26 protein-coding genes are annotated in these 24,750 nt (G+C 30.6%); 13 read left to right on the top strand and 13 right to left on the bottom strand.

Annotation, left to right across the window (positions count from 1 at the left end; all coding sequences use genetic code 11):
- Nucleotides 1–5 precede the first annotated feature (5 nt).
- Genes speB through WHD54_RS01305 form a run of 3 tightly spaced genes read left to right on the top strand, consistent with a single transcriptional unit; the run spans nt 6 to nt 2,208 of the window.
- The gene (gene speB, locus WHD54_RS01315) at nt 6–950 is read left to right on the top strand and encodes an agmatinase (protein WP_088322866.1); all 945 of its coding nucleotides are present in this window, start codon (nt 6–8) and stop codon (nt 948–950) included.
- The gene (locus WHD54_RS01310; RefSeq protein WP_088322865.1) at nt 940–1,917 is read left to right on the top strand and encodes a deoxyhypusine synthase family protein; all 978 of its coding nucleotides are present in this window, start codon (nt 940–942) and stop codon (nt 1,915–1,917) included. Before speB ends, WHD54_RS01310 begins: the two co-directional genes overlap by 11 nt.
- Before the next feature lie 12 nt (nt 1,918–1,929).
- A complete protein-coding gene (locus WHD54_RS01305; RefSeq protein WP_088322864.1) occupies nt 1,930–2,208 on the top strand; it encodes a hypothetical protein in 279 nt (92 codons plus the stop codon).
- Nucleotides 2,209–2,261: 53 nt separating this feature from the next.
- Here WHD54_RS01305 and WHD54_RS01300 read toward each other — a convergent pair whose 3' ends face one another.
- Genes WHD54_RS01300 through mtaB form a run of 3 tightly spaced genes read right to left on the bottom strand, consistent with a single transcriptional unit; the run spans nt 2,262 to nt 5,248 of the window.
- Complete coding sequence (locus tag WHD54_RS01300; protein ID WP_088322863.1) at nt 2,262–3,179, bottom strand: lytic transglycosylase domain-containing protein; 918 nt, start codon at nt 3,177–3,179, stop codon at nt 2,262–2,264.
- A gap of 44 nt (nt 3,180–3,223) precedes the next feature.
- A complete protein-coding gene (locus tag WHD54_RS01295; RefSeq protein WP_088322862.1) occupies nt 3,224–3,895 on the bottom strand; it encodes an alpha/beta hydrolase in 672 nt (223 codons plus the stop codon).
- 18 nt (nt 3,896–3,913) lie between these two features.
- Nucleotides 3,914–5,248, bottom strand: a complete 1,335-nt coding sequence (gene mtaB / locus WHD54_RS01290) for a tRNA (N(6)-L-threonylcarbamoyladenosine(37)-C(2))-methylthiotransferase MtaB (protein ID WP_088322861.1) — start codon at nt 5,246–5,248, stop codon at nt 3,914–3,916.
- Between the two features lie 127 nt (nt 5,249–5,375).
- Here mtaB and WHD54_RS01285 point away from each other — a divergent pair, with 127 nt between their 5' ends.
- Nucleotides 5,376–5,693 carry an antibiotic biosynthesis monooxygenase family protein gene (locus WHD54_RS01285; protein ID WP_088322860.1) on the top strand — a complete coding sequence of 106 codons (318 nt, stop codon included), beginning with the start codon at nt 5,376–5,378 and terminating at the stop codon, nt 5,691–5,693.
- 2 nt (nt 5,694–5,695) lie between these two features.
- On the opposite strand, the gene WHD54_RS01280 is transcribed toward WHD54_RS01285, so the two are convergent.
- The 7 genes from WHD54_RS01280 to WHD54_RS01250 all read right to left on the bottom strand — a co-directional run bounded on the left by WHD54_RS01280 (nt 5,696) and on the right by WHD54_RS01250 (nt 11,833).
- Nucleotides 5,696–6,382 (bottom strand): endonuclease/exonuclease/phosphatase family protein, encoded by a 687-nt coding sequence (locus WHD54_RS01280; RefSeq protein ID WP_233130953.1) that lies wholly within the window; start codon nt 6,380–6,382, stop codon nt 5,696–5,698.
- A 306-nt stretch (nt 6,383–6,688) separates the two neighbouring features.
- The gene (locus WHD54_RS01275) at nt 6,689–7,540 is read right to left on the bottom strand and encodes a rhomboid family protein (protein WP_088322858.1); all 852 of its coding nucleotides are present in this window, start codon (nt 7,538–7,540) and stop codon (nt 6,689–6,691) included.
- Nucleotides 7,540–8,271 (bottom strand): rhomboid family intramembrane serine protease, encoded by a 732-nt coding sequence (locus WHD54_RS01270; protein WP_088322857.1) that lies wholly within the window; start codon nt 8,269–8,271, stop codon nt 7,540–7,542. The genes WHD54_RS01275 and WHD54_RS01270 overlap by 1 nt, the downstream gene beginning before the upstream one ends.
- Before the next feature lie 2 nt (nt 8,272–8,273).
- Entirely contained in the window at nt 8,274–10,088 is a 1,815-nt protein-coding gene (gene mutL / locus WHD54_RS01265) for a DNA mismatch repair endonuclease MutL (RefSeq protein ID WP_088322856.1), read from the bottom strand.
- Nucleotides 10,088–10,363 (bottom strand): riboflavin synthase subunit beta, encoded by a 276-nt coding sequence (locus WHD54_RS01260; RefSeq protein ID WP_088322855.1) that lies wholly within the window; start codon nt 10,361–10,363, stop codon nt 10,088–10,090. Before WHD54_RS01260 ends, mutL begins: the two co-directional genes overlap by 1 nt.
- Nucleotides 10,364–10,526: 163 nt before the next feature.
- Nucleotides 10,527–11,033, bottom strand: a complete 507-nt coding sequence (ribH, locus tag WHD54_RS01255; RefSeq protein ID WP_088322854.1) for a 6,7-dimethyl-8-ribityllumazine synthase — start codon at nt 11,031–11,033, stop codon at nt 10,527–10,529.
- A 5-nt stretch (nt 11,034–11,038) separates the two neighbouring features.
- Nucleotides 11,039–11,833 carry a tetratricopeptide repeat protein gene (locus WHD54_RS01250; RefSeq protein WP_394364872.1) on the bottom strand — a complete coding sequence of 265 codons (795 nt, stop codon included), beginning with the start codon at nt 11,831–11,833 and terminating at the stop codon, nt 11,039–11,041.
- Nucleotides 11,834–11,920: 87 nt separating this feature from the next.
- On the opposite strand from WHD54_RS01250, the gene recF reads away from it, so the two are divergent.
- Nucleotides 11,921–13,000 carry a DNA replication/repair protein RecF gene (gene recF, locus WHD54_RS01245; RefSeq protein ID WP_088322853.1) on the top strand — a complete coding sequence of 360 codons (1,080 nt, stop codon included), beginning with the start codon at nt 11,921–11,923 and terminating at the stop codon, nt 12,998–13,000.
- Nucleotides 13,001–13,066: 66 nt separating this feature from the next.
- Nucleotides 13,067–13,363 (top strand): DUF721 domain-containing protein, encoded by a 297-nt coding sequence (locus tag WHD54_RS01240; protein ID WP_088322852.1) that lies wholly within the window; start codon nt 13,067–13,069, stop codon nt 13,361–13,363.
- A gap of 82 nt (nt 13,364–13,445) precedes the next feature.
- Here WHD54_RS01240 and WHD54_RS01235 read toward each other — a convergent pair whose 3' ends face one another.
- Nucleotides 13,446–13,865, bottom strand: a complete 420-nt coding sequence (locus tag WHD54_RS01235; protein WP_088322851.1) for a nucleoside-diphosphate kinase — start codon at nt 13,863–13,865, stop codon at nt 13,446–13,448.
- A 35-nt stretch (nt 13,866–13,900) separates the two neighbouring features.
- Complete coding sequence (locus WHD54_RS01230; RefSeq protein ID WP_088322850.1) at nt 13,901–14,947, bottom strand: alkaline phosphatase D family protein; 1,047 nt, start codon at nt 14,945–14,947, stop codon at nt 13,901–13,903.
- 81 nt (nt 14,948–15,028) lie between these two features.
- Here WHD54_RS01230 and WHD54_RS01225 point away from each other — a divergent pair, with 81 nt between their 5' ends.
- Genes WHD54_RS01225 through WHD54_RS01205 form a run of 5 tightly spaced genes read left to right on the top strand, consistent with a single transcriptional unit; the run spans nt 15,029 to nt 19,039 of the window.
- Nucleotides 15,029–16,057 (top strand): DHH family phosphoesterase, encoded by a 1,029-nt coding sequence (locus WHD54_RS01225; protein ID WP_088322849.1) that lies wholly within the window; start codon nt 15,029–15,031, stop codon nt 16,055–16,057.
- Nucleotides 16,047–16,580: a gliding motility-associated peptidyl-prolyl isomerase GldI gene (gldI, locus tag WHD54_RS01220; protein WP_088322848.1), complete on the top strand. Its 534-nt coding sequence runs from the start codon at nt 16,047–16,049 to the stop codon at nt 16,578–16,580. The genes WHD54_RS01225 and gldI overlap by 11 nt, the downstream gene beginning before the upstream one ends.
- An 11-nt stretch (nt 16,581–16,591) precedes the next feature.
- Entirely contained in the window at nt 16,592–17,320 is a 729-nt protein-coding gene (locus tag WHD54_RS01215; RefSeq protein ID WP_088322847.1) for an FKBP-type peptidyl-prolyl cis-trans isomerase, read from the top strand.
- 2 nt (nt 17,321–17,322) lie between these two features.
- The gene (locus tag WHD54_RS01210; RefSeq protein WP_088322846.1) at nt 17,323–18,477 is read left to right on the top strand and encodes a peptidylprolyl isomerase; all 1,155 of its coding nucleotides are present in this window, start codon (nt 17,323–17,325) and stop codon (nt 18,475–18,477) included.
- Between the two features lies 1 nt (nt 18,478).
- Nucleotides 18,479–19,039 (top strand): phosphatase PAP2 family protein, encoded by a 561-nt coding sequence (locus WHD54_RS01205; RefSeq protein WP_233130952.1) that lies wholly within the window; start codon nt 18,479–18,481, stop codon nt 19,037–19,039.
- On the opposite strand, the gene WHD54_RS01200 is transcribed toward WHD54_RS01205, so the two are convergent.
- Complete coding sequence (locus WHD54_RS01200; protein WP_233130951.1) at nt 19,036–20,940, bottom strand: LTA synthase family protein; 1,905 nt, start codon at nt 20,938–20,940, stop codon at nt 19,036–19,038. The two genes, WHD54_RS01205 and WHD54_RS01200, sit on opposite strands and share 4 nt — an antisense overlap.
- Nucleotides 20,941–21,214: 274 nt before the next feature.
- Here WHD54_RS01200 and pheT point away from each other — a divergent pair, with 274 nt between their 5' ends.
- The gene (gene pheT / locus WHD54_RS01195; protein ID WP_088322844.1) at nt 21,215–23,641 is read left to right on the top strand and encodes a phenylalanine--tRNA ligase subunit beta; all 2,427 of its coding nucleotides are present in this window, start codon (nt 21,215–21,217) and stop codon (nt 23,639–23,641) included.
- 64 nt (nt 23,642–23,705) lie between these two features.
- Nucleotides 23,706–24,740: a quinone-dependent dihydroorotate dehydrogenase gene (locus WHD54_RS01190; RefSeq protein WP_088322843.1), complete on the top strand. Its 1,035-nt coding sequence runs from the start codon at nt 23,706–23,708 to the stop codon at nt 24,738–24,740.
- Nucleotides 24,741–24,750 lie beyond the last annotated feature (10 nt).

Raw genomic sequence — 24,750 nt, 5'->3', positions numbered from 1 at the left:
TAATTATGAATACCACAAAAACTTATGCAGGAATTCCGCAGGAATACGGAAACTTGTCAACATCAAAAATTGTAGTAATACCAGTTCCTTATGATGGAACAAGTACTTGGCAAAAAGGCGCAGATAAAGGGCCTAAGGCTTTTTTAGAGGCTTCGGAAAATATGGAGCTTTATGATATTGAAACAGATTCTGAGGTTTACAAAGAAGGTGTTTTTTTAGCAGAACCTATTACAGAAAATACTTCGCCTGAAGCAATGGTAGACAAAGTACATGAAGTTACTAAAAAGTATATTAACAGAAATAAATTTGTAACTTTATTTGGAGGAGAACATTCTATTTCTATTGGAACAATTAGAGCATTTAATGAATGTTTCGATAATTTGACAGTTTTACATATAGATGCTCATGCCGATTTAAGAAAAGAGTATGAAGGTTCTACCTGCAATCATGCATGTGCTGTTTATGAGGCAAATTCGCAAACTAATTTGGTACAAGTAGGCATAAGAAGTATGGATATTTCTGAGAAAAGAACCATGAATTCCGAAAAAGTTTTTTTTGCACATGATATGGCTACTAATGAGTATTGGATGGACGATGTTATAGATCAACTAACAGAAAATGTTTTTATAACTTTCGATTTAGATGCTTTAGATCCGTCGATTATGCCTTCTACAGGAACTCCAGAGCCGGGAGGTTTATTTTACTATGAAACACTAGATTTTTTAAAACAAGTATTTGAGCAAAAAAATGTTGTTGGTTTCGATATGGTAGAACTTTGTCCTAATGAGAATGAAAAATCGTCTGATTTTTTAGCAGCTAAATTATTTTACAAAATGTTAAGCTATAAATTTTCTTCTAATGACGATACCTATGATACAGGAGAGGATACTACTTTGGAAAATCCATTTAGCAAATTAGCAAAATTTAAAAATGATGAAGATGAATACTAATCAAAAACCTATTTCAGAATTTATAGAAAAGTATTTTCTTCATTTTAACGCAGCTGCACTATTGGATGCAGCAAAAGGCTACGAAGATCAGTTAAATAAAGGAAACAAAATGCTTGTTTCTTTAGCTGGAGCAATGAGTACTGCCGAATTAGGTAAAATATTTGCCGAAATGATTCGTCAGGATAAAGTACACATTATTTCTTGCACAGGTGCAAATTTAGAAGAAGATGTTATGAACTTAGTGGCACATTCTCATTACAAAAGAGTACCAAATTATAGAGATTTAACTCCGCATGATGAGTGGGGTTTATTAGAAAAAGGATTGAACAGAGTTACTGATACTTGCATACCAGAAGAAGAGGCGTTTAGGAGAATACAAGCTCATATTGTTAAAATTTGGAAAGAGGCAGAAGAAAACGGAGAACGTTATTTACCACACGAATACATGTATAAACTCTTGCTCTCGGGTGTTTTAGAACAGTATTACGAAATAGATATTAAAAATTCTTGGATGTATGCAGCTGCAGAAAAAAACTTACCAATGGTAGTTCCTGGATGGGAAGATTCTACCATGGGAAATATTTTTGCCTCTTATGTTTTAAAAGGAGAACTAAAAGCAAGTACAATGAAGTCGGGTATAGAATATATGACTTTTCTTGCAGATTGGTATACAGATAATGCTACATCCGGAATTGGATTTTTTCAAATAGGAGGAGGAATTGCAGGAGATTTTCCTATTTGCGTAGTACCAATGTTGTATCAAGATATGGAAAGAACAGACACTCCTTTTTGGAGTTATTTTTGTCAAATTTCAGATTCTACCACCAGTTATGGATCGTATTCTGGAGCTGTGCCTAACGAAAAAATTACTTGGGGAAAACTAGATATAGATACACCCAAGTTTATAATAGAAAGTGATGCTACTATAGTTGCTCCACTAATTTTTGCGTATTTATTGGAAATGTAATTTTTTAAAGAAATGAAGAGAGTTATCGTAGATTATGCAAAGCTAACAACTGATATTTTAGATATGTTGGTAGAAAAATATCCGTCAGGATATGATTATTCAGATATTATTTCCTTTAAAAATTCTAAAGGCGAAACTATAAAAACAGTGGAAGTTAGAACAGATGACACTATTTACTTAGTTAAAATTAGTTCTAAATTAGAACAAACTATGGAAGATTATATAGAGGATGAAGATTCTTTTGATGAAGACGAAGATTTAGATTTAACAGACCTAGAAGATGAAGGTTAGTGACTAAAAAAAAGCTCAGAGATTTTTCTGAGCTTTTTTTTGGTCTGTAAAAATTAATCTACAGGGACTTTTATTTCATAAAGCTTTCTACTTTTGTTATTTAATTTGTATTCTCTTAACCAAGGATTATGAATTTTTAGTTCTTTATAGTTCATGTTAAATTTTTTTGCAAAAGCCGTTAAGTTACTTATTGCAGTATCTACTTTTACAGTTTTTGTTTTTTCTAAAGTATATAAATCGTCTTTTTCAATCACAAAACCATACTTTTCGGGATTATTAATGATTTCTTTTAGAGCAAGAATTCTAAAAATATATCTTTCTGTTTCATCTGGTAGTTTAGCGTCGTAATAACTAGTTACTTCCTGTGCCTCAAGCCTTTTAGAAATACCATAGTTTCCAGCATTATAAGCAGCAGCTGCTAACGTCCAAGAACCCAATCTTTCTTTAGATTTTTTTAGATATTCTGCAGCCACAGCAGTAGATTTTTCTATGTTGTATCTTTCGTCTACATTTCTGTTTATTTCCAAGCCATATTCTTTTCCTGTAGCTTTCATAAAATGCCACATTCCTGCAGCCCCAGCTGATGAAGTTTCGTCTATAAAAGCACTCTCTGCAAGTGCAAGAAATTTAAAATCGTCAGGTAAATTGTGCTTTTTTAATAGCGGTTCTAAAACAGGAAAATATTTGTTGGCTCTTTTCAAAAGTAGTAATCCGTTGGATTGCCAATAAGTATTTACCAAAAGCTCTCTCTCCATTCGTTCTTTTACATCATTTATTTCTAGAGGAACTCTTTCTCCAGCTAAGTTTAAGTCTTGAGGTAGGTCTAAAGACTTTATTTTGTATGTTTCATGAGTTTGAAGCTCTGGATCTGATACTTTTGTAGCTGTTTCATTTTTATTAATTCCGTTAATAAAAAAGAGTGTAATTATCGAGATACTAAGTAAAAGCAATATTCTATAAGATGTTTTCATGGCTATAAATTTTTATACCCTAAAAGTAAGAAATCACCACTAAACTAACAAGTTAAAACCCTATCAATAATAGTAGAAATTTTTTTGGCTTTTGTAATAATCATCGCATGATTTCCTCCTTCTATACGTGTAACATTATCAATGTTTTTAATTGGGAAAACACTGTCTTCTGTGCCGTGAACGTGTGTAATATTTTTAAGGATTTTATCTTGTTTCCAATGTAAAGTGTTTTTAATTCCCCATTTTAGGTATGTGTTTTCTCTAACCGATAAATATTTTTCATATAAATTGGCCTTTTTTTTAAGACTTTTACCAACAAATAAAGAAGTATATTGGTCGAAGTTTTCAATTACTTTTGTAGGAAAGAGTTTGTATAATTTTGTTGCTTTTGCCATTTTGAACACAAAAGGAAACTCTTTGTTGCTTTTAACGCTAGAAATAATAATAACTTTTTTAACGGGTATAATTTTGGCAATTTCTTGTGCTAAAATTCCTCCAAAGGAAACTCCAACTAATACAATGTTATTACCAATTATTTTTTTAGAAAACCTTTTGGCATAATTTTCTAATTTTTCGTCTTCAGAAAGTGGAAGCATCCATTCTAAAAAGCAACTTGTATACTTTGAAGAATTTAAGGTAAGACCTTCAAAAATTTCGGGCCCTGCTGCTAAGCCAGGTAAAAAATAAATAGTAGTATTTTCTGGCACTTTTTGCATTATTTCTTAAAACATTTTTTAAATGCTTACAAGTTCATTTTCAAACTTAAAACGTACCAAACCATCTTCATCAATTTCTGTAAGTTTAATAGTGTGAAGCGTATTTAAAAGTGCTGGGTTCCAAGTAGTTTTAACTTTTACATAATTTTCTGTAAACCCGTTAATATACCCTTCTTTGTTTTCGTTTTCAAATAAAACTGTTAAGGTGTTACCTAATTGCGATTCGTAAAAAGCACGTCTTTTTTTTGCCGAAAGACCTCGTAACATTTTACTTCTTTTAGCTCTTACTTTTTTAGGAACCACGCCTTCCATGTTTTCTGCTTCGGTATTCGGTCTTTCAGAGTAAGTAAACACATGTAAATAAGAAATATCTAAAGCGTTTAAATAATTGTAAGTTTCTAAAAAAAGTGCTTCTGTTTCTCCAGGAAAACCAACAATAACATCTACACCTATACAAGCGTTTGGCATCGTTTCTTTAATTTTTGAAACTCTATTTGTATAGGTTTCTCGTAAATACCTACGTTTCATCCTTTTTAGTAAAGTGTCGCTACCAGATTGTAAAGGAATATGAAAGTGAGGAACAAAAGTTGTAGACTCAGCTACAAATTGTATGGTTTCATCTTTTAGTAAATTTGGTTCGATAGAAGATATTCTTAGACGATTTATGCCAGAAACTTTATCTAATTCTTTCACCAATTCTAGAAAAGTATGTTGGTGTTTTTTATTTCCAAACTCACCTTTTCCATAATCTCCAATATTTACTCCTGTTAATACGATTTCTTTAATGCCTTTAGAGGCAATTTCTTGAGCATTTTTTAGAACATTTTCTAGTGTATCGCTTCTAGATATTCCTCTGGCCAATGGTATAGTACAATAAGTACATTTATAATCACATCCATCCTGAACTTTTAAAAAAGCTCTTGTTCTGTCTCCAATAGAATAAGAGCCAACATAAAAGTCGGCATCAGAAATTTCACATGAGTAAATTTCACCGGTGTTATTCTTTGTTAAATCGTTTATATAAGCTGTAACATTAAATTTTTCTGTGGCGCCTAAAACCAAGTCGACACCATCTACAGCAGCCAATTCTTCTGGTTTTAGTTGTGCATAACAGCCAACAGCAATTAAAAATGCATCTTCATTTTTTTTGAGTGCGTTTTTTACAATAGATTTAAAACGTTTATCTGCATTGTCTGTTACAGAACATGTATTGATAACGTAAATATCTGCTGCTTCTTCAAATTCTACTCTTTCAAAACCCTCTTTAACAAAGTTTCTTGCAATTGTAGATGTCTCAGAAAAGTTTAATTTACATCCTAATGTGTAAAACGCAACTTTTTTATTGGCTTCCATGTCGATACATTTATTGATTGCAAAATTACAATTTTATTCATGATTTTTGAAATACATAAGCTACATCTTCTAAATAAAAATTATATTTACAGGGTAATTTTACACCAAATATTAGAATCCTAAAAAAATGTTAGTTTCCAATATAGATACTCCATATTATGCAGTTATTTTTTCTACTGTATTATCAGAAAATATAGATGGTTATGAGAAAACATCAGAAAGAATGATCACTTTAGCCAAACAACAAGAGGGCTTTTTGGGAATTGAGTCTGCCAGAAATTCTATCGGAATTACGGTTTCTTATTGGTCTAGTTTAGAGGCTATTTCTAAATGGAAAAATAATTTGGAGCATACAGAGGCAAGAGTTTTAGGGAGGGAAAAATGGTATGCAAAATACCAATTAAGAATTTGTAAGGTAGAAAGAGCGTATAGTTTCGAAAAATAGAACTACCAGTTTACTCTAGCTAGAATAGGGTAGTGGTCGGAGAACTCCTCATTATATACTACAAATTTGTTTATGATTGCATTTTTATCTGTTAGAATGTAGTCAATCCTTAACGGAAAAAAATAGTTAAAAGTCTTTCCAAACCCTTTACCAGCTTCTATAAATGCATCTTTTTTGTTTTTAGAAATTTGATGATACATCCAAGAATAAGCTGTATTATTAAAGTCTCCAGAAATTATTTTCTTCCCAAGCCAATTTTGCTCGTGAGCCAAAAAAACAGCTGTTTGTACTGCTTGTTTTTTAAAAGAACTTGAGAGTCTAATGAATAATTTCTCAGAGTCTTTTTCGCCAAAATTTTCTTCATTTGGCTTTATTCTTAAAGACTCGAAGTGTGTATTGTACACTCTAATTGTGTCATTATTTTTAAGAACATCAGCAAAAATTATATTATTTGAAGTTTGAGCCAAATCTAATGAACCAGAGTTAATGATTTTAAATTTTGAGTAAATTGCCATTCCAAAATTTCCCTTTTTCTTTACATACTGATAAGGGTAGTTAATTTTAATTTTTGAGCTGCTAAAATATTCTTGTATACATAATATATCTGGATTTTTACTTTTTATAAATTCCAATCCGTTACTTACTCCTTTTTTGAAGAAAAGGTCAAAAGCTTTTACATTATAACTCATTATTTTTAAGTCATTATTTAATGCACTGTTTTCACTAGATATTTTGAAAAAAGGTTTAGAAACGAAAAGACCAATCGATATAATTAGTGTAGAGAGGAAAAATTGTTTTTTTAATTTTAATAACCAGTAAATAATAAACAATAAGTTTAAGAGTAATAGTATTGGAACGAAAAGACTTAAAATGGTAAAAAAAGGAATTGTTTTTGGTGATACCAGTGGTAAGCAATAGGATAATAGCAAAAGTGTTGCTAAAACAGAGTTTACCAAAAAAATAAATTTATCTAAAAAAGAGAGCTTCTTCATTTATTATTTTCCTTGCTTAAATAAAAAATCTTTTTCTGCTTTAGTTAGTGTGTCGTAACCAGATTTACTTATTTTATCTAAAATAGCGTCTATTTGTTGCTGATTAGGTGGTGTATTTTGTTCTTTTTTTTTCGTTTTTATATTAGATTTATAAACGGTTTTTAAAGGTTTTTCTTTTCTTTTAAAAAGTGAAAGTATGTTGTCTAAAAAAGTAATTTCTTTATTGCTTGCTTGGTTTACATATAAAAAACCGAATAGACTTCCGCCTAAATGTGAGAAGCTTCCACCAGCATTGGGGCCAATTAAACCAACAATATCAAAAAATAACCAAACCGCAGCTAAATGCCATATTTTTACAAAACCAATAAGCGGAATTTTTAGTTGGTAGTTTGGCATATAAGTAGCAATACCAATAAAAATTGCAGATATTCCTGCAGATGCCCCAACTAATAATGCTGATTTTCCTTCGAACAATGGAAAATAATTCTGACTAATTATAAAGAGCAATCCACCAAATAATGTACCTAATATATAGAAGTTTAAAAGCTGTTTTTGAGTAAAGTATTGTATAAATAGAGAACCTATAAAGTATAAGGTAATCATATTAAAAATTAAGTGTATAAAGCCTGCGTGTAAAAATCCATATGTAATTATAGACCATGGCTTTAATAGGTATTCATTAAAGTTACTATCTAATGAAAACCATTTTGTAATAAAATTTACCTCGCTTAAAAATAATCCTTGAATTACAGATATTAACAGCGATATGGCAAAAACAGCAATATTTATGTAGATTATTTTTTCTACTATATTGGCTGTTTTAAACTTGTATTTAATGTTTTCTATAAATGTCATTAGCTAGGTTTAAACTGATTTTTTTTCCAATAATATGCAATAATAAGTCCAATTAAAGCACCACCAATGTGGGCAAAATGAGCAATATTTCCTACGGAGTATTTAGTCATACCAAAAAATAAATCACCCAAAATCATCACAGGTATAAAATATTTAGCAGCAATGGGTACTGGGAAAAATATTAATGCCAATTTAGCATCTTTAAAATATAGACCAAATGCTACTAAAACACCATAAACTGCTCCAGAAGCACCTACAGCAGGAGTGTTATAAAGCATCGATATTTTACTAAACTGTTGTTGGGTAATCGATGCAACTACTCTAGAATCATTAGTACTCCCTTTTTCTAAAATTGCAATGACCTCAGAAGGTGTTAAACCAGCATTTAAAAAGAGTTCGTAAATTGTAGAAAATTGATAATAGTTCACTAGAGTATAAATTATTCCTGCGCCAATCCCGGCAGAGAAATAGAAAAATAAAAATTTTTTCTTGCCCCACATTTGTTCTAAAGGGGTACCAAATGCCCAAAGTCCATACATATTAAACAATATGTGTGCAAAACTACCGTGCATAAACATATGACTCACATATTGCCAAAAGCCAAAATTTTCATTCTTTGGAAAGTGCAGTGCTAACAAATTAGTAAAATCTAATTGTAAAAATTGTGGTGCAATAAATACAATTACATTTATAATGATTAGGTGCTTAATACCGTCTGTAATCTTGTTCATATTTAAGAGTTAAATATTTTATCTAATTCTGCAGATTTTAAGGTTTTAATAATAGATTTACCACTAGGCGATGTTGTTGGTTCCTTACAAGAAAACAGGTTGTTTACTAAATTTTCTTGTTCTTTTTCTGTAATTGTTGTACCTGTTTTTATACAAAGTGTTTTTGCGAAAGATTTAGCCATTGTATCGAAATGACTGTAATTTGCATCGGGTACCTCTAAGTTAATATCGTTTAATAGTTCTTCTAAAATTATTCCTATTTTACTTTCTGTAACAGAGCTAGGAATTCCTTTTATAGTAACACTATCTTTTGTAAATTCATCAAAAGAAAAACCTGCACTTTCCAATTCTGTTTTTATGGTGTAAATAATTTCTATTTCCGATGAAGAAAATGAAATTTTTACAGGAAACAATAACTGTTGGCTATTTGCATCTTTTACAGTTATGCTTTCAAGAAATTCTTCATACAATATTCTTTGATGTGCCAATGATTGATGAATTAATACAACGCCAGATTTTATGGAACTTAACACATATTTTTTCTGAATTTGAAATGTTTTTTGTGTTTTTTCTTCTTCTTGATGTTCAAATAGTTTGGCTTGTTGCTCTTGCTCTGTTTCTATACTCGTTGTATATAAAGACTCCCAGCTTTCGTTTTTTACTTCTTTTTTAAATTGAAAATCTTTTCCTTGTTTTATCTTTTCTTTAAAAGGATTAAAATTAGGATCTACAGATATTTTTGGTGTGCTTGCTGCGGTTGATTTTCCATTAAAATGATAAGGAGTGTCTAGGCTAGAATCTCTATTAAAATCTAAAACCGGAGCAACATTGTATTGCCCTAAGCTATGTTTAACAGTTGCTCTAAGCATTGCATAAAGCGCTTTTTCATTGTCGAATTTCACCTCTGTTTTGGTGGGGTGAATGTTAATATCGATAGTGTTGCTAGGAACCGATAGGTATAAAAAATAAGACGGATGAGCACCTTGTTCTAAAAGGCCATCAAAAGCACTAACAACCGCATGGTTTAAATAAGAACTTTTTATAAACCGGTCATTTACAAAGAAAAATTGCTCCCCTCTTTTACGTTTAGAAAATGCAGGTTTAGCTACAAAACCATGAATGGTTAATATATCTGTTTTTTCATCAATAGGAACTAATTTTTCGTTCATTTTATTCCCAAAAATAGCTACAATACGTTGCCTTAAATTGCTACTTTTTAAATGATATACTTCGTTGTTATTATGGTGTAAGAGAAATGCAATATTTGGATGTGCTAATGCTACTCTTTGAAACTCATCTATAATATGCCTTGTTTCTACTGTATCAGACTTTAAGAAATTTCTTCTTGCAGGAATATTGTAAAATAAGTTTTTAACAGCTAAAACGGTTCCATTTGCTGTAGATATAAACTCTTGTGAAATTACTTTACTTCCAGCTATTTTTATGCATGTACCTAATTCTTCTTTAGGTTCTTTAGTTTTTAATTCTACATGAGCAATAGCGGCAATCGAGGCAAGAGCTTCTCCTCTAAAGCCTTTTGTATGAAGATTAAATAAATCTTCTGCTTTTTTAATTTTGGATGTGGCATGTCTTTCAAAAGACATTCTAGCATCCGTTGCACTCATTCCTTTACCGTCATCAATAACCTGAATAAGGGTTTTTCCAGCATCTTTTAATAGAAGTTTTATATTGGTAGCACCAGCATCTATGGCATTTTCTAGTAATTCTTTTACAACAGAGGCTGGTCTTTGAACTACTTCTCCTGCTGCAATTTGATTGGCAACATGATCTGGTAAAAGCTGAATAATATCCGACATTATTTTTTTATAAATATTGAGATATCAAAATCGATGATGTATAAGAAGATAAATACCAAAATGGCAATTATTACCAAAATGGTACTACTTGTTTTTTTATCAGTATTTTTTAAATCGCTTAAAGCTTCATTAAAAGTACCTTTAATGCCTTTGTTTTTACCAACCGTACTTCTATATTTATCTAGCTTATGTTCTATTTTAAAAGGATTTCCTTCTCCTTTGTAATAGCGAGGTTGATAATCAAATTTTTTGTTTGTACGTTTTAAGAATCCCATATTTTTAAGATAACTGATATTGTTAATGATACATCAATTTTTGTACCATATTTTAGGCTTATCAAATTTAATTAATTTAGAATAAAATGCCTAATATAGTTGATAAAAGTATTTAGATATTCTAAAAAGTTAGGGATTCTTTTTAGATATAAAAACTTGCGTTTTAAAAGCCGATGCTCTCTGTATTTGTGTTGCTGTTTTTAATGGCAGCCATTTTTATAGCTGCAACGGCACATTCTATACCTTTATTACCTAGTTTTCCTCCAGCTCTGTCTATAGATTGTTGCTTTGTATTGTCTGTAAGAACACAAAAAATTACAGGAACATCATATTTTATATTTAAATCTACAATGCCTTGAGTTACACCATCACAAACAAAGTCGAAATGTTTTGTTTCACCTTGTATAACGTTTCCAATGGCAATTATGGCGTCTAAATTAAGAGTTTGAATCATTTTTTTAGCTCCGTAAACTAGCTCGAAACTTCCTGGAACTTGCCAAGTTGTTATATTCTCTTTTAAAGCACCACAGTCTAATAAAGTAGCAATAGCACCGTCTTTTAAATTTTCTGTAATTTCAGGATTCCATTCAGAAACAACAATCCCAAATCGAAAAGACTTCGCATTTGGGATTGTTGTTTTATCGTAATAAGATAAATTTGTTGTTGCCATATACTTTATTCTGCTGCGTATTTTGCGGCATTTATAAACTTTTCAATATCTCTACCTTGTTCAGAAGAAGCATAGTTTTCTTTAATTTTAGTAAATAAAGATGCTGCCTTAGAAAACTCTTTTAATTCCATGGCTGTTTGTGCTGCTTTGTATAAAAATAGAGGAGTAGTTAAATTATTGTCTCTTTTATTTGCTGCTTTTGTGTAGTATTCTAGGGCATCTTTTGGCTGGTTAATGTCTGCAAAAGCATCACCCATAGCTCCTAAAGCAACTGGGCCAAGCATTTCGTCATCAGAGTCAAATTTACCTAAATATTCAATAGCTTTGTCATATTGTTTCATTTGTAAATAAGATACTCCAGCATAATAGTTCGCTAAATTTCCAGCATCTGTTCCGCTGTATACTTTAGCAATATCTATAAAGCCATACTTTCCGTCTGCTCCTTCTAAACCAAGAGTTAGCAAAGAATCTATTCCAGAACCAGCCGTTGAAGCCTCATCAAAGTACTTTCTTGGAAACGCCAACTCGTTAGAAGCTTCTAATTCGTTTGGAGCTACAACATAAGTACTGTAGGCTAAATAACCTAAAAATATAACTACAATAGCTACTAAAGAAGTAAATAATAATTTGCTATTTTTTTCAATCCATTGCTCAGATTTAGATGCAGTTTCGTCTAAAGTATTAAATACTTCTGCGGTTGTGCTTTCCATTTCTTCTACTTGCTGTTGCTCTTTTTTACCTTCTGGTTTATATTTTTTCTTGTAAGTTGCCATATTTTGGTTAAAAATTATTGGCGACAAAAATAGTTTTTTTAATTGGATTTTAAAAGCCAATAATTCGCAAATTTTCAATAATTTGCAATTCCGTTTTTAGAACTAATTATATTCATGTATTTACAAAAACTTTCGGTACTTAATTTTAAGAATTTAACATCACAATCTTTTGATTTTCAGCAAAAAATAAATTGTTTTGTAGGTGATAATGGCGTTGGTAAAACCAATGTGTTAGATGCTATTTATTATCTCTCTTTTGCTAAAAGTTACTTTAATTCGGTGGCAGTCCAGAATATTAAACACGGAGAAACTTTTTTTATGATAGAGGGTGATTATCTTTTAAATGATAGAAATGAGAAAATTATTTGTAGTTTAAAAAAAGGGCAAAAAAAAATACTAAAGAGAAATGGAAAGAATTATGAAAAGTTTTCTGAACATATTGGTCAGCTTCCATTAGTAATAATTTCTCCGGCAGATAGAGATTTAGTTACTGAAGGAAGCGATACTAGAAGAAAATTTATTGATGGTGTTATTTCTCAACAAAATAAAACGTACTTAAAAGATTTGTTAAATTATAACAAAGTGCTTTCTCAAAGAAATGCATTGTTAAAATACTTTGCCGCAAATAGAACTTTTGATGCGCTAAACTTAAATGTTTACAATGAACAATTGGCTAATTTAGGAACCAAAATATATGAGGTTAGAAAGGAGTTTTTAACTACTTTTATTCCTATATTTAATCAAAAATATCAGATAATTTCTGGTGATAAAGAACACGTAAATCTTTTATATAAGAGTCAATTAAACGACAATTCAATGGATAATTTACTGCAGCATTCTTTGGAGAAAGATAAAATAATTCAGTACACAACAACCGGAATTCATAAAGATGATTTGAGTTTTGATATTGGAGATTACCCAATAAAAAAGTTTGGTTCTCAAGGGCAACAAAAATCATATTTAATTGCCCTTAAATTAGCCCAATTCGAGTTTATAAAAAGGCAATCTCAAGTAACTCCAATTTTATTATTGGATGATATTTTTGATAAATTAGACGAAAAAAGAGTGGCTCAAATAATAGATTTGGTAGATAATGATGAATTTGGTCAAATTTTTATTACCGATACACATTCTGAAAGAACAGAAAATATTGTTAAAAAGAGTAATAAAGCCTATCAAATTTTTAAGTTATAATCTAAAAAAAATAATAATCAATATCACTCAAACATTGTTAAATAGTATTAAAAACCAGTAATTTAAATGTCTAAAAGAAAAAATGATTCTTTTTCAATAGAAGAGATAATGCAACTTTTTATCAAAGAAAATAATCTGACAAAAGGCATGCAAAAGATAAAAGTTGAAGAAACTTGGTCTAAAATGATGGGACCAGGAATTGCTACTCATACTACAAGCGTAAAATTACAAAACAATACTTTGGTTATTAGCTTAAATTCTTCTGTATTAAGAGAGGAGCTAACTTATGGAAAAGATAAGATTATAAAAATGATGAATGAAGAGCTAGGTGAGGAAGTAATTAAGAAATTGATGTTGGTTTAAAAACTGTTTATTATAAAGACAAAAAAATCGCGTGGAAACACGCGATTTTTTTATTGTAATAGAATAAAACGAGGAGCGTTTTTTAAAACTGCTCTCTTCCAGAAAAATGAAAGTTTCCTTCTATAGCTGCATTTTCATCAGAATCTGAGCCATGTACGGCATTTTCTCCCATCGATGTAGCATACATTTTTCTTATAGTTCCTTCAGCTGCTTCCGCAGGATTTGTAGCCCCAATTAAGGTTCTAAAATCTTCTACTGCGTTTTCTTTTTCTAAAATTGCAGCTACTATCGGACCACGAGTCATAAACTCAACTAATTCTCCAAAAAACGGACGTTCTTTGTGAACAGCGTAAAAAGCTTCAGCATCTGCTGTAGTCATTTGAGTTTTCTTTAAAGCTACTATTCTAAATCCTGCACCATTAATTTTTTCTAAAATTGCACCAGTATGCCCATTTTCTACTGCATCTGGTTTTAACATTGTAAATGTTCTATTTGTTGCCATTTCGGTTTTTTAAATTTTCGGCAAAAGTACTACTTTTATTCTAAATATTCGTTTTTTGGATATTGTTGAACAAGTTCTTGTAAAACTTTATTGTTTTTGCCGCGCATTTGCATGGTAATATTATTTTTCTCAAAATTAAATTTTAGCAGTCCAAAACTAATTTCTGAAATTACATTTTGAACTCTATATTTATTTGGCTCTGAAGTAAAACCGTTATAGGAGTGCGTTAATCCGCTCGATGTAAAATCGATTATTGGGTAATTTATGCCTTTTATATTTGTTCTTGAGAATTCAGAAATATGCCTATCACCAGAAAGTAGCAGAACTCCTTTTGCATTGCTGTTTTTAATTATTTCCGTAAGTTTTTGAACCTCATGAGGAAAATTTCCCCAGGTTTCAAAACCATGTTCTGCGGCTAAAATTTGAATACTACTTACAATAATATTAAAATTTGCCTTAGAGTTATTTAATTCTTCAGTTAACCAATTCCATTGTGCAGCACCCAAAATAGTACTCTCTTTATTTGTATTAGGTGTGAAACGCTTTTTTGTGCTTGATGATTTAGTTAGTGAGTCTCTAAAATATCTGGTATCTAAAACAATCACTTTAACACTTCCTTTTTGAGTTTCAAAAACTTTACTGTTATAGATTCCTTTTTGTTTTCTTCTTGAGCTATTTTTAGGAACCTTAAAAAAGTCTAAAAAGGCACTTTGTGCTCCAGCTTTCATGTAAAATTCCTTGCCGCTATCGTTAAAACCATAATCATGGTCATCCCAAGTAGCCATAATAGGTATTTTTTGTACTATTTTTTCATATCCTTTTTGTTGGCTTAAAGTATGGTATGCCTCTTTTAAAACACTCATGTTGTCTGTATCGGCATATACATTGTCTCCTCCCCAAATCCATAAGTTTGGGTTGTTTTTAAGTATTTCTTTCCAGAGTATATTTTCTTTGTATTGTTTGTTACAAGAACCAAAAGCAATTGTAAAATCATCATTTAAACTAGCAGTATTTTTTTTGGAAATACAAGATAAATGAGTAATTACAAGCGAGAAAATAAGTAGTTTTTGAATTGTTTTCATTCGTTTATAATTATGTTAATTCAACAAATGTACATTAATTTATTCTTTGTAAAATAGGATTAAATTGTATCTTCGCAAACTATGATTTTAAAAGGATTTGAGGATTTACAAGGTTTTTTAAAAAAACCAAGAAATATAGTTATTGTTGGTCATAGAAATCCCGATGGAGATGCTATGGGAGCAACATTAGCGCTATATCACTATTTAAAGAAAAAAGGACATCTACCAACTGTAGTAGTGCCAAATGAGTACCCAGATTTTTTACATTGGTTGCCCGGTTCGGAAAATACTTATCGTTTCAATTGGCAAAATAGTCAATCTCAAAAAGCTATCAATAATTCAGAAATCATCTTTTTATTAGATTTTAATGCATTGCATAGAGTAGGGACAGATATGCAAAGCACCTTAGAAAAGTATCCGAATGATTTTGCGATGATAGATCATCACCAGCAACCAGATGACGTAAAATATATGTATTCTGATGTTTCTATTTGCTCTACTTGTCAAATGGTGTATCAGTTTATAGACTTAAACAACGATTTACATTTAATTGATAAAGATATTGCAACTTGTTTGTATACAGGTATAATGACAGATACAGGTTCTTTTAGATATCGTTCTACAACTAGTAAAACTCACAGAATTATTGCTGATTTAATAGAAAAAGGCGCAGAAAATGATAAGATTCATAATAATGTATATGATTCAAATTCGTATGGGCGACTGTTGTTGTTAGGTCAAGCGCTTAGTAATTTACAGATTTTTCCAGAATACAATACTGCATTTATTACTCTAACAGAGGCAGAAAAAAGTAAGTTCAATTACGAAAAAGGAGATACCGAAGGAGTAGTAAACTATGCACTTTCTCTTAAAGGAATTGTTTTTGCTGCTATTTTTATTGAAGATAAAGAACAAAATATTATAAAAATTTCTTTTCGCTCAAAAGGACATTTTTCTGTAAATCAATTCTCTAGAAACCATTTTAATGGAGGAGGCCATGACAATGCGGCCGGAGGTAGGTTCGAAGGTACTATGAATCAAACCATAGAAGCCTTTAAAGAGTTGTTACCTAAATATAAAAATGATTTAAATACCTCTTATGAAGCATAGTTTTTTTTTAGTTTTACTTACGATTTCTCTTGTAGGCTGTCAAAAAACTGTTCCAAGACATCCTATAAACCCTAAACCAGCAACGACTATTTTTCAAGAGAATATTTTGACATCAAAAAAAATAATGTCTCGTCAAAATGAAATTATTTTAGATTATATTGCTCGAGATTCTGTGAATACTTATGTAGATTCGCAAAGTGGATTTTGGTATACATACATCACTAAAATAAATAAAGATGCTACAACACCTAAAATGGGTGATATTGTTACTTTTGAGTATGATATAGCAGATATAGAAGGGAATGTTATTTATGACAAAGAATCTCTAGGAGAAAAAACATACACAGTTGATAAAGAAGATTTTATAACAGCAATTCAAAAAGGTATAAAGATTATGAAAAAAGGAGAAGTAGTAACTTTTATAATACCTTCATATAGTGCATTTGGGATAGCTGGCGACGGAAATAAAATTGGTGTGAATACAATAATAAAGAGTACAGTTAAATTAATTAATATTAAATAAATTTTAAACAAATGAGATTTTTAAAAAGTTTTGCAGCAGTTGCAATTACAGTAAGTATGTTTTCTTGTGGAAACCAATTAAAAGAAGTAAAGTCTTTAGAAACAGAGTTAGATTCTGTAAGTTATGCAGTTGGTCTTAGCATGGCTGGCCAACTAAGGTTTAACTTTAAGGAAGTAGACAAAGCTGTTTTAGTTCAAGGAATTATAAACGGACTAGACTCTACAAATCTTTTAATTAAAGAAGACAAAATTCAAGCAATATTAGGTCCTTACTTTAACAAGAAAAGAGAGGAAATGATGAAAGAACAACAAGCAAAGGCGGCCAAAGCTGCAGAAGCTAAGTTTGGCGAAAATAAAAAAAGAGGTGAAGAATTTCTTGCAGAAAATAAAACGAAGTCTGGTATTGTAACAACAGAAAGTGGTTTACAATATGAAGTGCTTAAAGAAGGAAAAGGAGATAAGCCAGCAGGACCAACCACTAGAGTAAAGGTGCATTACCATGGTACAAATTTAGATGGTAAAGTGTTTGATAGCTCTGTAGATAGAGGTACTCCTGCAGAATTTGGGTTAAATGAAGTTATAACTGGCTGGACAGAAGGTTTACAGTTGATGAACGTAGGTTCTAAGTATAAATTCTATATTCCACAAGAATTAGCTTATGGTGCTCAAGAAAGAGGTGCAGAAATTAAACCTTTTTCTACTTTAATTTTTGAAGTAGAATTACTAGAAATTGTAAAATAAGTATGAAAAATTTTTTCTTCCTTTTACTAACAGTAACTTTATGTATTTCTTGTTTGCCCAATAAGTTTAAAAACTTAGAGGATGGCATGTACGCAGAAATTATAACAAATAAAGGGACTATCTTTTTAGAACTTTATGCAGATAAGGTGCCAAAAACAGTAGCTAACTTTGTGGCATTGGTAGAAGGAAACCATCCTAGTTTGTTAGACTCACTAAAGGGAACTAATTTCTACAAAGGAATTATTTTTCACAGAGTTGTACCAAACTTTGTAATTCAGGCAGGTGGTTACACAACACAAGGAAGAAAAAATGCAGGATATCTTTTTGGAGATGAATTCCCAAAAGATTCATCAGATAACTTATTTTTTAAACATGATGATAAAGGAGTGTTGTCTATGGCTAACGGAGGACCGGCTACAAATAATAGTCAGTTTTTTGTTACCCATAGAGCCATTCCTCATTTAGATAGTAAACACAGTGTTTTTGGAAAAACCACTGTAAACGCAGAAATTTCAGAGCGTTTAAAATTAAAATTTTTGGAAACAGATGCTCTAAAAAGAGCCATTGACTCTGCAAGAATGCAAGTGGTAAACTCTATTCAGCAAAACGATACAATAAAAGATGTTCGAATAATTAGAGTTGGTAGTTTTGCGGCAAATTTTAATGCTCCAGAAGTTTTTGAAACAGAAGAAGTAAAGTATAGAGAGTCTCAAAAAGAATTATTGGCCAAAGAAAAGTTAATAGAACAAGAGAGATATTCTAAATTTTTAGAGGATAAAAAAGCCTTTTTATTAAAAATGGGCGAGCCAAAAGCAAAGAAAACAGGCACTGGTTTGCGCATTTTAAAGTTACAAAAAAGCAACGGGAAAAAAGTTGTTTCTAACAAGTCTATTACAGCAAATTACACTATTTATTTAGCTGATGGTAAAAAAATTCAGTCTTCCAAAGATGCACAAACTCCTTTTGTTTTTAGGTTAGATGATGCAACAAAACCAATGATAAGTGGTTTTAAAGAAGGTGTACTAAAATTAAGAGAAGGAGAAAAAGCTCGTTTATTTATCCCTTACTCTATAGCTTATGGCTCAGAAAAATATGGTCCTTTTCCTGCAAAGGCAGACTTGGTTTTTGAAGTAGAAATATTAAAAGTAGCAAACTAATTTGATAGAGAGCATTATTGACAAAGATAAAGAGTTACTAATTTTTTTAAATAATTTAGGCTCTGAATTTTGGGACCCTTTATGGCTCACCATTACAAATCAATTGTACTGGTCGCCATTATTTATCTTTATTTTTTACTTAATCATAAAGTTTTATGGATGGAAAAATGGTTTATTTATTATTTTTTCTATGATTTTGTTGGTCGCTTTTTCAGATCAATTTACCAATCTAATAAAAAATTCAGTGGCACGTTTAAGGCCTAACAACGATCCTGAAATACAACATTTGCTTAGAACTTTAATAAACCCAAGTAGTTACAGTTTTATGTCTGGCCATGCTACTACGTCTACATTCTTTTCGGTATATGTAGTTTTATTATTAAGAAAAAAAGTGAAGAATATCTATTTGATATTACTTTTTCCTGCCATTTTTTCATATAGTAGGTTGTATTTAGGGGTTCACTTTCCTATAGATATAGTTGTTGGTATTTTTATTGGTGTGCTGTTTGCAAATGTATACTTTAGAATATACAAGTCGATTCATAAATCGGCATTTAATTAGTCTTTTTTATTATTAAAGTATAAATACTTTGTACTGTGATAATAGCCTTCTAGAAGACTATCTAAATTTTGTGCTTTTTCTGGTAACTCCTCTTTAAAATCCTTTTTAATACCAGTTTCTAAATGATACAACTTTACTGTTTTAGAACTATTTGTTTTCTCATAGTAATAACCATCTTTTATAACACCAACTGCTTTTTCTCCTTTATTCTGAATATATACAAAAGCACTCGTATTCGTATAAGTACTGTCTAGTAGGTTTCTTCCTAGCGTATAGTTCGTATAATTAATTTTAGCTATACTTGTAGCAGTTGGAAAAACATCTACAAGTTTGGCATATTTATTTATGGTTGCCGGAGCAATATATTTGGGTGAATGAATAAAAAATGGAACGTGATGTACTTGAATTCCCAATTCATCTTCTTTATCATTTAAAAAAGGTAGTTTTTTCATTCCGCCTCTATGATCTCCAAAAAAAACAAAGATGGTGTTATCGTAATAGCCAGATTTTTGAGCTCTTTCTAAAAAACGTTTCACATTAAAATCTAAATAACGCATACCGTTTAATTGTCCTAAAGAACGAAATCCACCTTTTAGCAATATATCCTCAGAAATATTACTTTCTAAGATAGGATAAAAGTTTTCTTTTTTATCTGGCACTGTAAAGGGCATATGGTTGGTTGCTGTTTGAATATACGCAACAAATGGTTGGTTGTTTTTTTGAAGTTTACTCAACTCTTTATCTGCTTCTTTAAATAAATCGTAATCGTCAATTCCCCAAACATCAGCTCTGTTTTCTGTTTCGTAACTTCCTTCTTCAAAAATTTTAAGATCTTTAATATTAGATTGAAAAACCCCTCTAATATTTGCCCAATTTGCACTTCCTCCAATAAAATATAATTTTTCATATCCTTGGTATTGGTCAAAAATAATACGCTGATCTATAGCTAACGGATTTCTTGATACCGTTTTTATGTCATCAATATCAGGTAAACCAGTAATACTAGCAAAAACACTACCAGCAGTTCCTGGCTTATGGACATAAAATTTAGAAAAGCGCAAACTTTTTCGAAGTATACTATCTATGTTTGGAGAACTTTTTAACGGGTTTCCGTAATAGCTTAATGTTGCTGTACCAGTAGACTCTAACATTACATATACAACATTTGGTTTTGTGGTATGCGTTTCTTTAAAAGTAACTTTTTTTTCAAAAGAAATGCTATCTTTTGGTAGTTGTAAGTGTGCTGCTAAAGCAGGATAATATTTTTTAAATTCAGCTATGTTTACGCCTTCACTTCGAAAAGCAAAACTATCAAAAAAGTAAAGAACGGGATTTAATGCAGCTTGATTTACAGTATTGTTTTTCGAGAAAAAAGCCTCACTCCATCTTAAAGGATAATGTGTAATACTGTTGTATATACCAAAAGTCATCATCAAAAAAATAAAAATAAAATAGACAGCTTTTACTTTTTTCTGAATTGCTGTTTTTTGATGTGTAAATGTTTTTAGGAGATATTTAGAAAATACTAAAATAACAACGCCAAATAGTAATAATCCGAACACACCTTTATACACTGGGTAACTTTCAACTAAAACCTGACTAGAAATTTTAAAATTAGATAAAAAACGTAAAGAAGATGCATCTAAACGAATATTTAGATAATCGTAATAACCGAAATCAAAAATAAAAAATAAGAGCAATACAATGTAAATAGTAACGATATAGAAATTTGCTAATTTTTTATAAATTTTCTTTTTAAAGAAATTATAGTTTGCTATTAGAGTAAACAACACCAAAGGAAAAAGAGAAATAATAGCCAATTTAATATCAAAGCGAATTCCTAATAAAAATGCTTTTTTTATTTCCGTATTTAAAATTCCATCTAAGTCGGCAAAAAACATAAAAAAGATGACTCTAAAAAAAAGAATAAATAGAAACATGCAAAGTATATGAACAAGACTATATTTAATGTAATTTGGAATTTTTAAAAACATGAATTTTGTATTTATATCACTTATGCAAAGGTATTTATTTTAGGGTATTTACTGGCTGTTTTTTTTAAAATTGAAAATAACAGCTAATCTTGTTAAAATGTTGTTGGTTATTATGGCAAAATACCTTTAAAAAAAGTAGAATTTTCAGTAAATTTGCGGCTGAAATTCTCAAATAGAGCATATGAAGATATCATACAATTGGTTAAAGCAATTTTTAAAAACTGACTGGGAGCCTGCTAAAACAGGTGAGTTATTAACCGATTTAGGATTGGAAGTAGAAGGAATAGAGGTAAAAGAATCTATCAAAGGGAGCCTAAAAGGTGTAGTTGTTGGTGAAGTTTTAACCTGTGTACAACATCCTAACGCAGACAGATTAAAAATTACCACTGTAAACTTAGGGTTAGATTTACCAGTACAAATTGTATGCGGAGCGCCCAATGTTGCAGCTGGCCAAAAAGTACCTGTTGCTACTATTGGAACTACTTTGTATGATGCTAAAGGAGACGGGTTTAAGATTAAAAAAGGAAAAATTAGAGGAGAAGAGAGTCATGGAATGATTTGCGCTGAAGACGAATTAGGTTTGGGCTCTGGGCATGATGGTATACTTGTGTTAGACGCTTCTTTAAAGCCCGGAACACCTGTTGCTGATGTATTTGAAATAGAAACGGATGCTGTTTTTGAAATAGGCTTAACACCAAATAGATCTGATGCAATGAGTCATTTTGGAGTGGCTAGAGATTTGCGCGCAGGCTTTTTACAGAATGATGTAACTTTAGAGTTAATATCGCCATCTGTGAGTAATTTTCATGTTGATGAGCGAACTTTAAGAATCGATGTAGAAGTTGAAGATAAAGAAGCTGCACCAAGGTATTGCGGAATTACAATTACTGATGTTACTGTAAAAGATTCTCCAGAATGGATTCAAAATAGATTAAAAGCCATTGGTTTAACACCAAAAAATAATATTGTAGATATTACAAATTATGTATTGCATGAATTAGGTCAACCCCTTCATGCTTTTGATGCACAAAAAATTAAGGGAAATAAGGTGTTGGTAAAAACTTTACCAGAGGGAACTAAATTTACAACTTTAGATGAAGTAGAAAGAACTCTTTCTGATGAAGACATAATGATTTGTGACGAAGATTCAAATCCACTTTGTATTGCTGGAGTTTTTGGAGGATTGGAGTCAGGAGTATCTGATACAACAACATCTATTTTTTTAGAAAGCGCCTATTTTAATCCGGTTTCTGTTAGAAAAACGGCAAAAAGACACGGTTTAAATACCGATGCCTCATTTCGTTTTGAAAGAGGTATTGATATAAATATGACAGAATATGCTTTAAAAAGAGCTGCACTGTTAATAGAAGAGTATGCAGGGGGAAAGATGGGCTCTGATATTTCTGATTTTTACCCCGAGAAAATTGAAGATTTTCAGGTGTTTTTATCTTACGAGAGTGCTTATCGATTAATTGGGCAAGAAATTCCGAAAGAAACAATTAAAAATATTTTAGCCTCATTAGAAATCAAAATAAATAGTGAAACAGAAGGAGGTCTTGGTTTAACAATACCTTCCTACAGAACAGATGTTCAAAGAGAAGCAGATATTATAGAAGAAATATTAAGAGTGTATGGATATAATAATATTCAGTTTTCTCACAAATTAAATACCTCCATTTCTTTTGAGTCTGATAAAAGTGTAAAGATTGAAAACGTAATTGCAGATCAATTAAGTGCTCTTGGTTTTAACGAAACCATGGCAAATTCGTTAACCAAACCCTCTTACATTTCGCTTTCAGAAAACCTTAATGAAGAAGCTAATGTAACAATGTTAAACCCTTTAAGTAACGACTTAAAAGTTATGCGACAGTCTATGCTTTTTAGTGGTTTAGAGTCCGTTTCATATAATATAAATAGAAAAAATACTTCACTTAAATTTTATGAGTTCGGTAAAACATATCATAAGTTTAATAACACCTATGAAGAAGTTAAACATCTAACGTTGTTTATCTCGGGAAATAGAGCCAATGAAAGCTGGAGCTTGTCAAATAAAACAGCAGATTTTTTCTACTTAAAAGGAATTGTTACAAATCTTTTAGGAAGATTAGGAATAGAGAATGTTAAAACTACTCCGAGTAAAAATGATGTTTTTTCAGAAGGGATTACCTTTAGTTTGGGTAAAATTAAATTGGTAGAATTTGGTGTGCTAGCATCGAGTGTGTTAAAGGAATTTGGAGTAAAGCAGGAGGTACTTTTTGCAGATTTTAGTTGGGACACTTTACTAAAACTTACCACAAAAAAGAATATTAAAGTTTCAGATTTACCAAAGTTTCCTGTTGTAAGAAGAGATTTAGCATTGTTAATTGACTCGGATGTTGCTTTTAAAGAAATTTATAATTTGGCTTTTCAAACTGAAAAGAAATTATTAAAAGAAGTAGATTTATTTGATGTATATGAAGGAGAAAAATTGCCAGAAGGCAAAAAGTCTTATGCTGTAAGTTTCCTTATACAAGACGAAACAAAAACATTGGCAGAGAAGCAAATAGATAAAATAATGCAAAAATTACAGCAAAGTTTCGAAAAGAATTTAAACGCTGTTTTACGATAAAATTTAAAAAGTAGTATCCCTAATAATGGTTTTATAGAAGCAATAAAAAACGAGATAATTATATATGTACAGTTCATTTGTTAGACCTTTATTATTTTTATTCGATCCAGAAAAAGTACATTACTTTACTTTTTCTTTGATTCGTTTTTTATGTCGAATTCCTTTTGTTGCCACTATTTTTAGAAAACTATATCTTATCAATGATAAAAAATTAGAGCGAAATTTATTTGGTTTAACTTTTAAAAACCCTGTAGGTTTGGCAGCAGGTTTCGATAAAAATGCTGTTCTATATAATGAATTAGCAAATTTTGGCTTTGGTTTTATAGAAATTGGAACAGTAACACCTAAGGGGCAACCTGGAAATCCTAAGAAAAGATTATTTCGTTTAAAAAGTGATGAGGGTATTATTAATAGAATGGGATTTAATAATGATGGTGTAGCTGAGGCAATTAAAAATTTAAAGAAAAATAAAAAGAAAGTGATTATTGGTGGTAATATAGGTAAGAATACCAGTACACTTCCTGAAGATTATACACAAGATTACTTAGAAGTTTTTAGAGAACTTCATCCTTTTGTAGATTATTTTGTTCTAAATGTTAGTTGTCCGAATGTTGGTAGTCATGCAAAACTGAATGATAAAGAGTATTTAGTTGAGCTCATTGAGGCATGTAAGAAAGAGAATGATTTATTTAAAATTAAAAAACCAATTTTATTAAAGATTGCTCCAGATTTAAATACGAATCAGCTAGATGAAATTGTAGATTTGGTTGCAGAAACAGCAATAGATGGTGTTATTGCTTCGAACACTTCTACAAGTAGAAAAAATTTAAAAGCATCACAAAAAGAATTAGAACTGATAGGAAATGGTGGTGTAAGCGGTAAACCAATCAAAGACAAAAGTACTCAGGTTATTAAATATTTATCTAAAAAATCTAATGCTTCTTTCCCAATTATTGGAGTAGGAGGTATTCATTCTGCAAATGATGCATTAGAAAAAATTGCAGCAGGAGCAGATTTGGTTCAAATTTATACTGGTTTTATTTATGAAGGTCCCTCATTAATAAAAAAGATAAACAAGGCAATTTTAGCTAATTATTAGGGTTTTAAAA

The sequence above is a fragment of the Polaribacter tangerinus genome (assembly GCF_038024095.1).
Lineage (GTDB): Bacteria > Bacteroidota > Bacteroidia > Flavobacteriales > Flavobacteriaceae > Polaribacter > Polaribacter tangerinus.
This window is presented reverse-complemented; position numbering and strand designations above follow the sequence as displayed.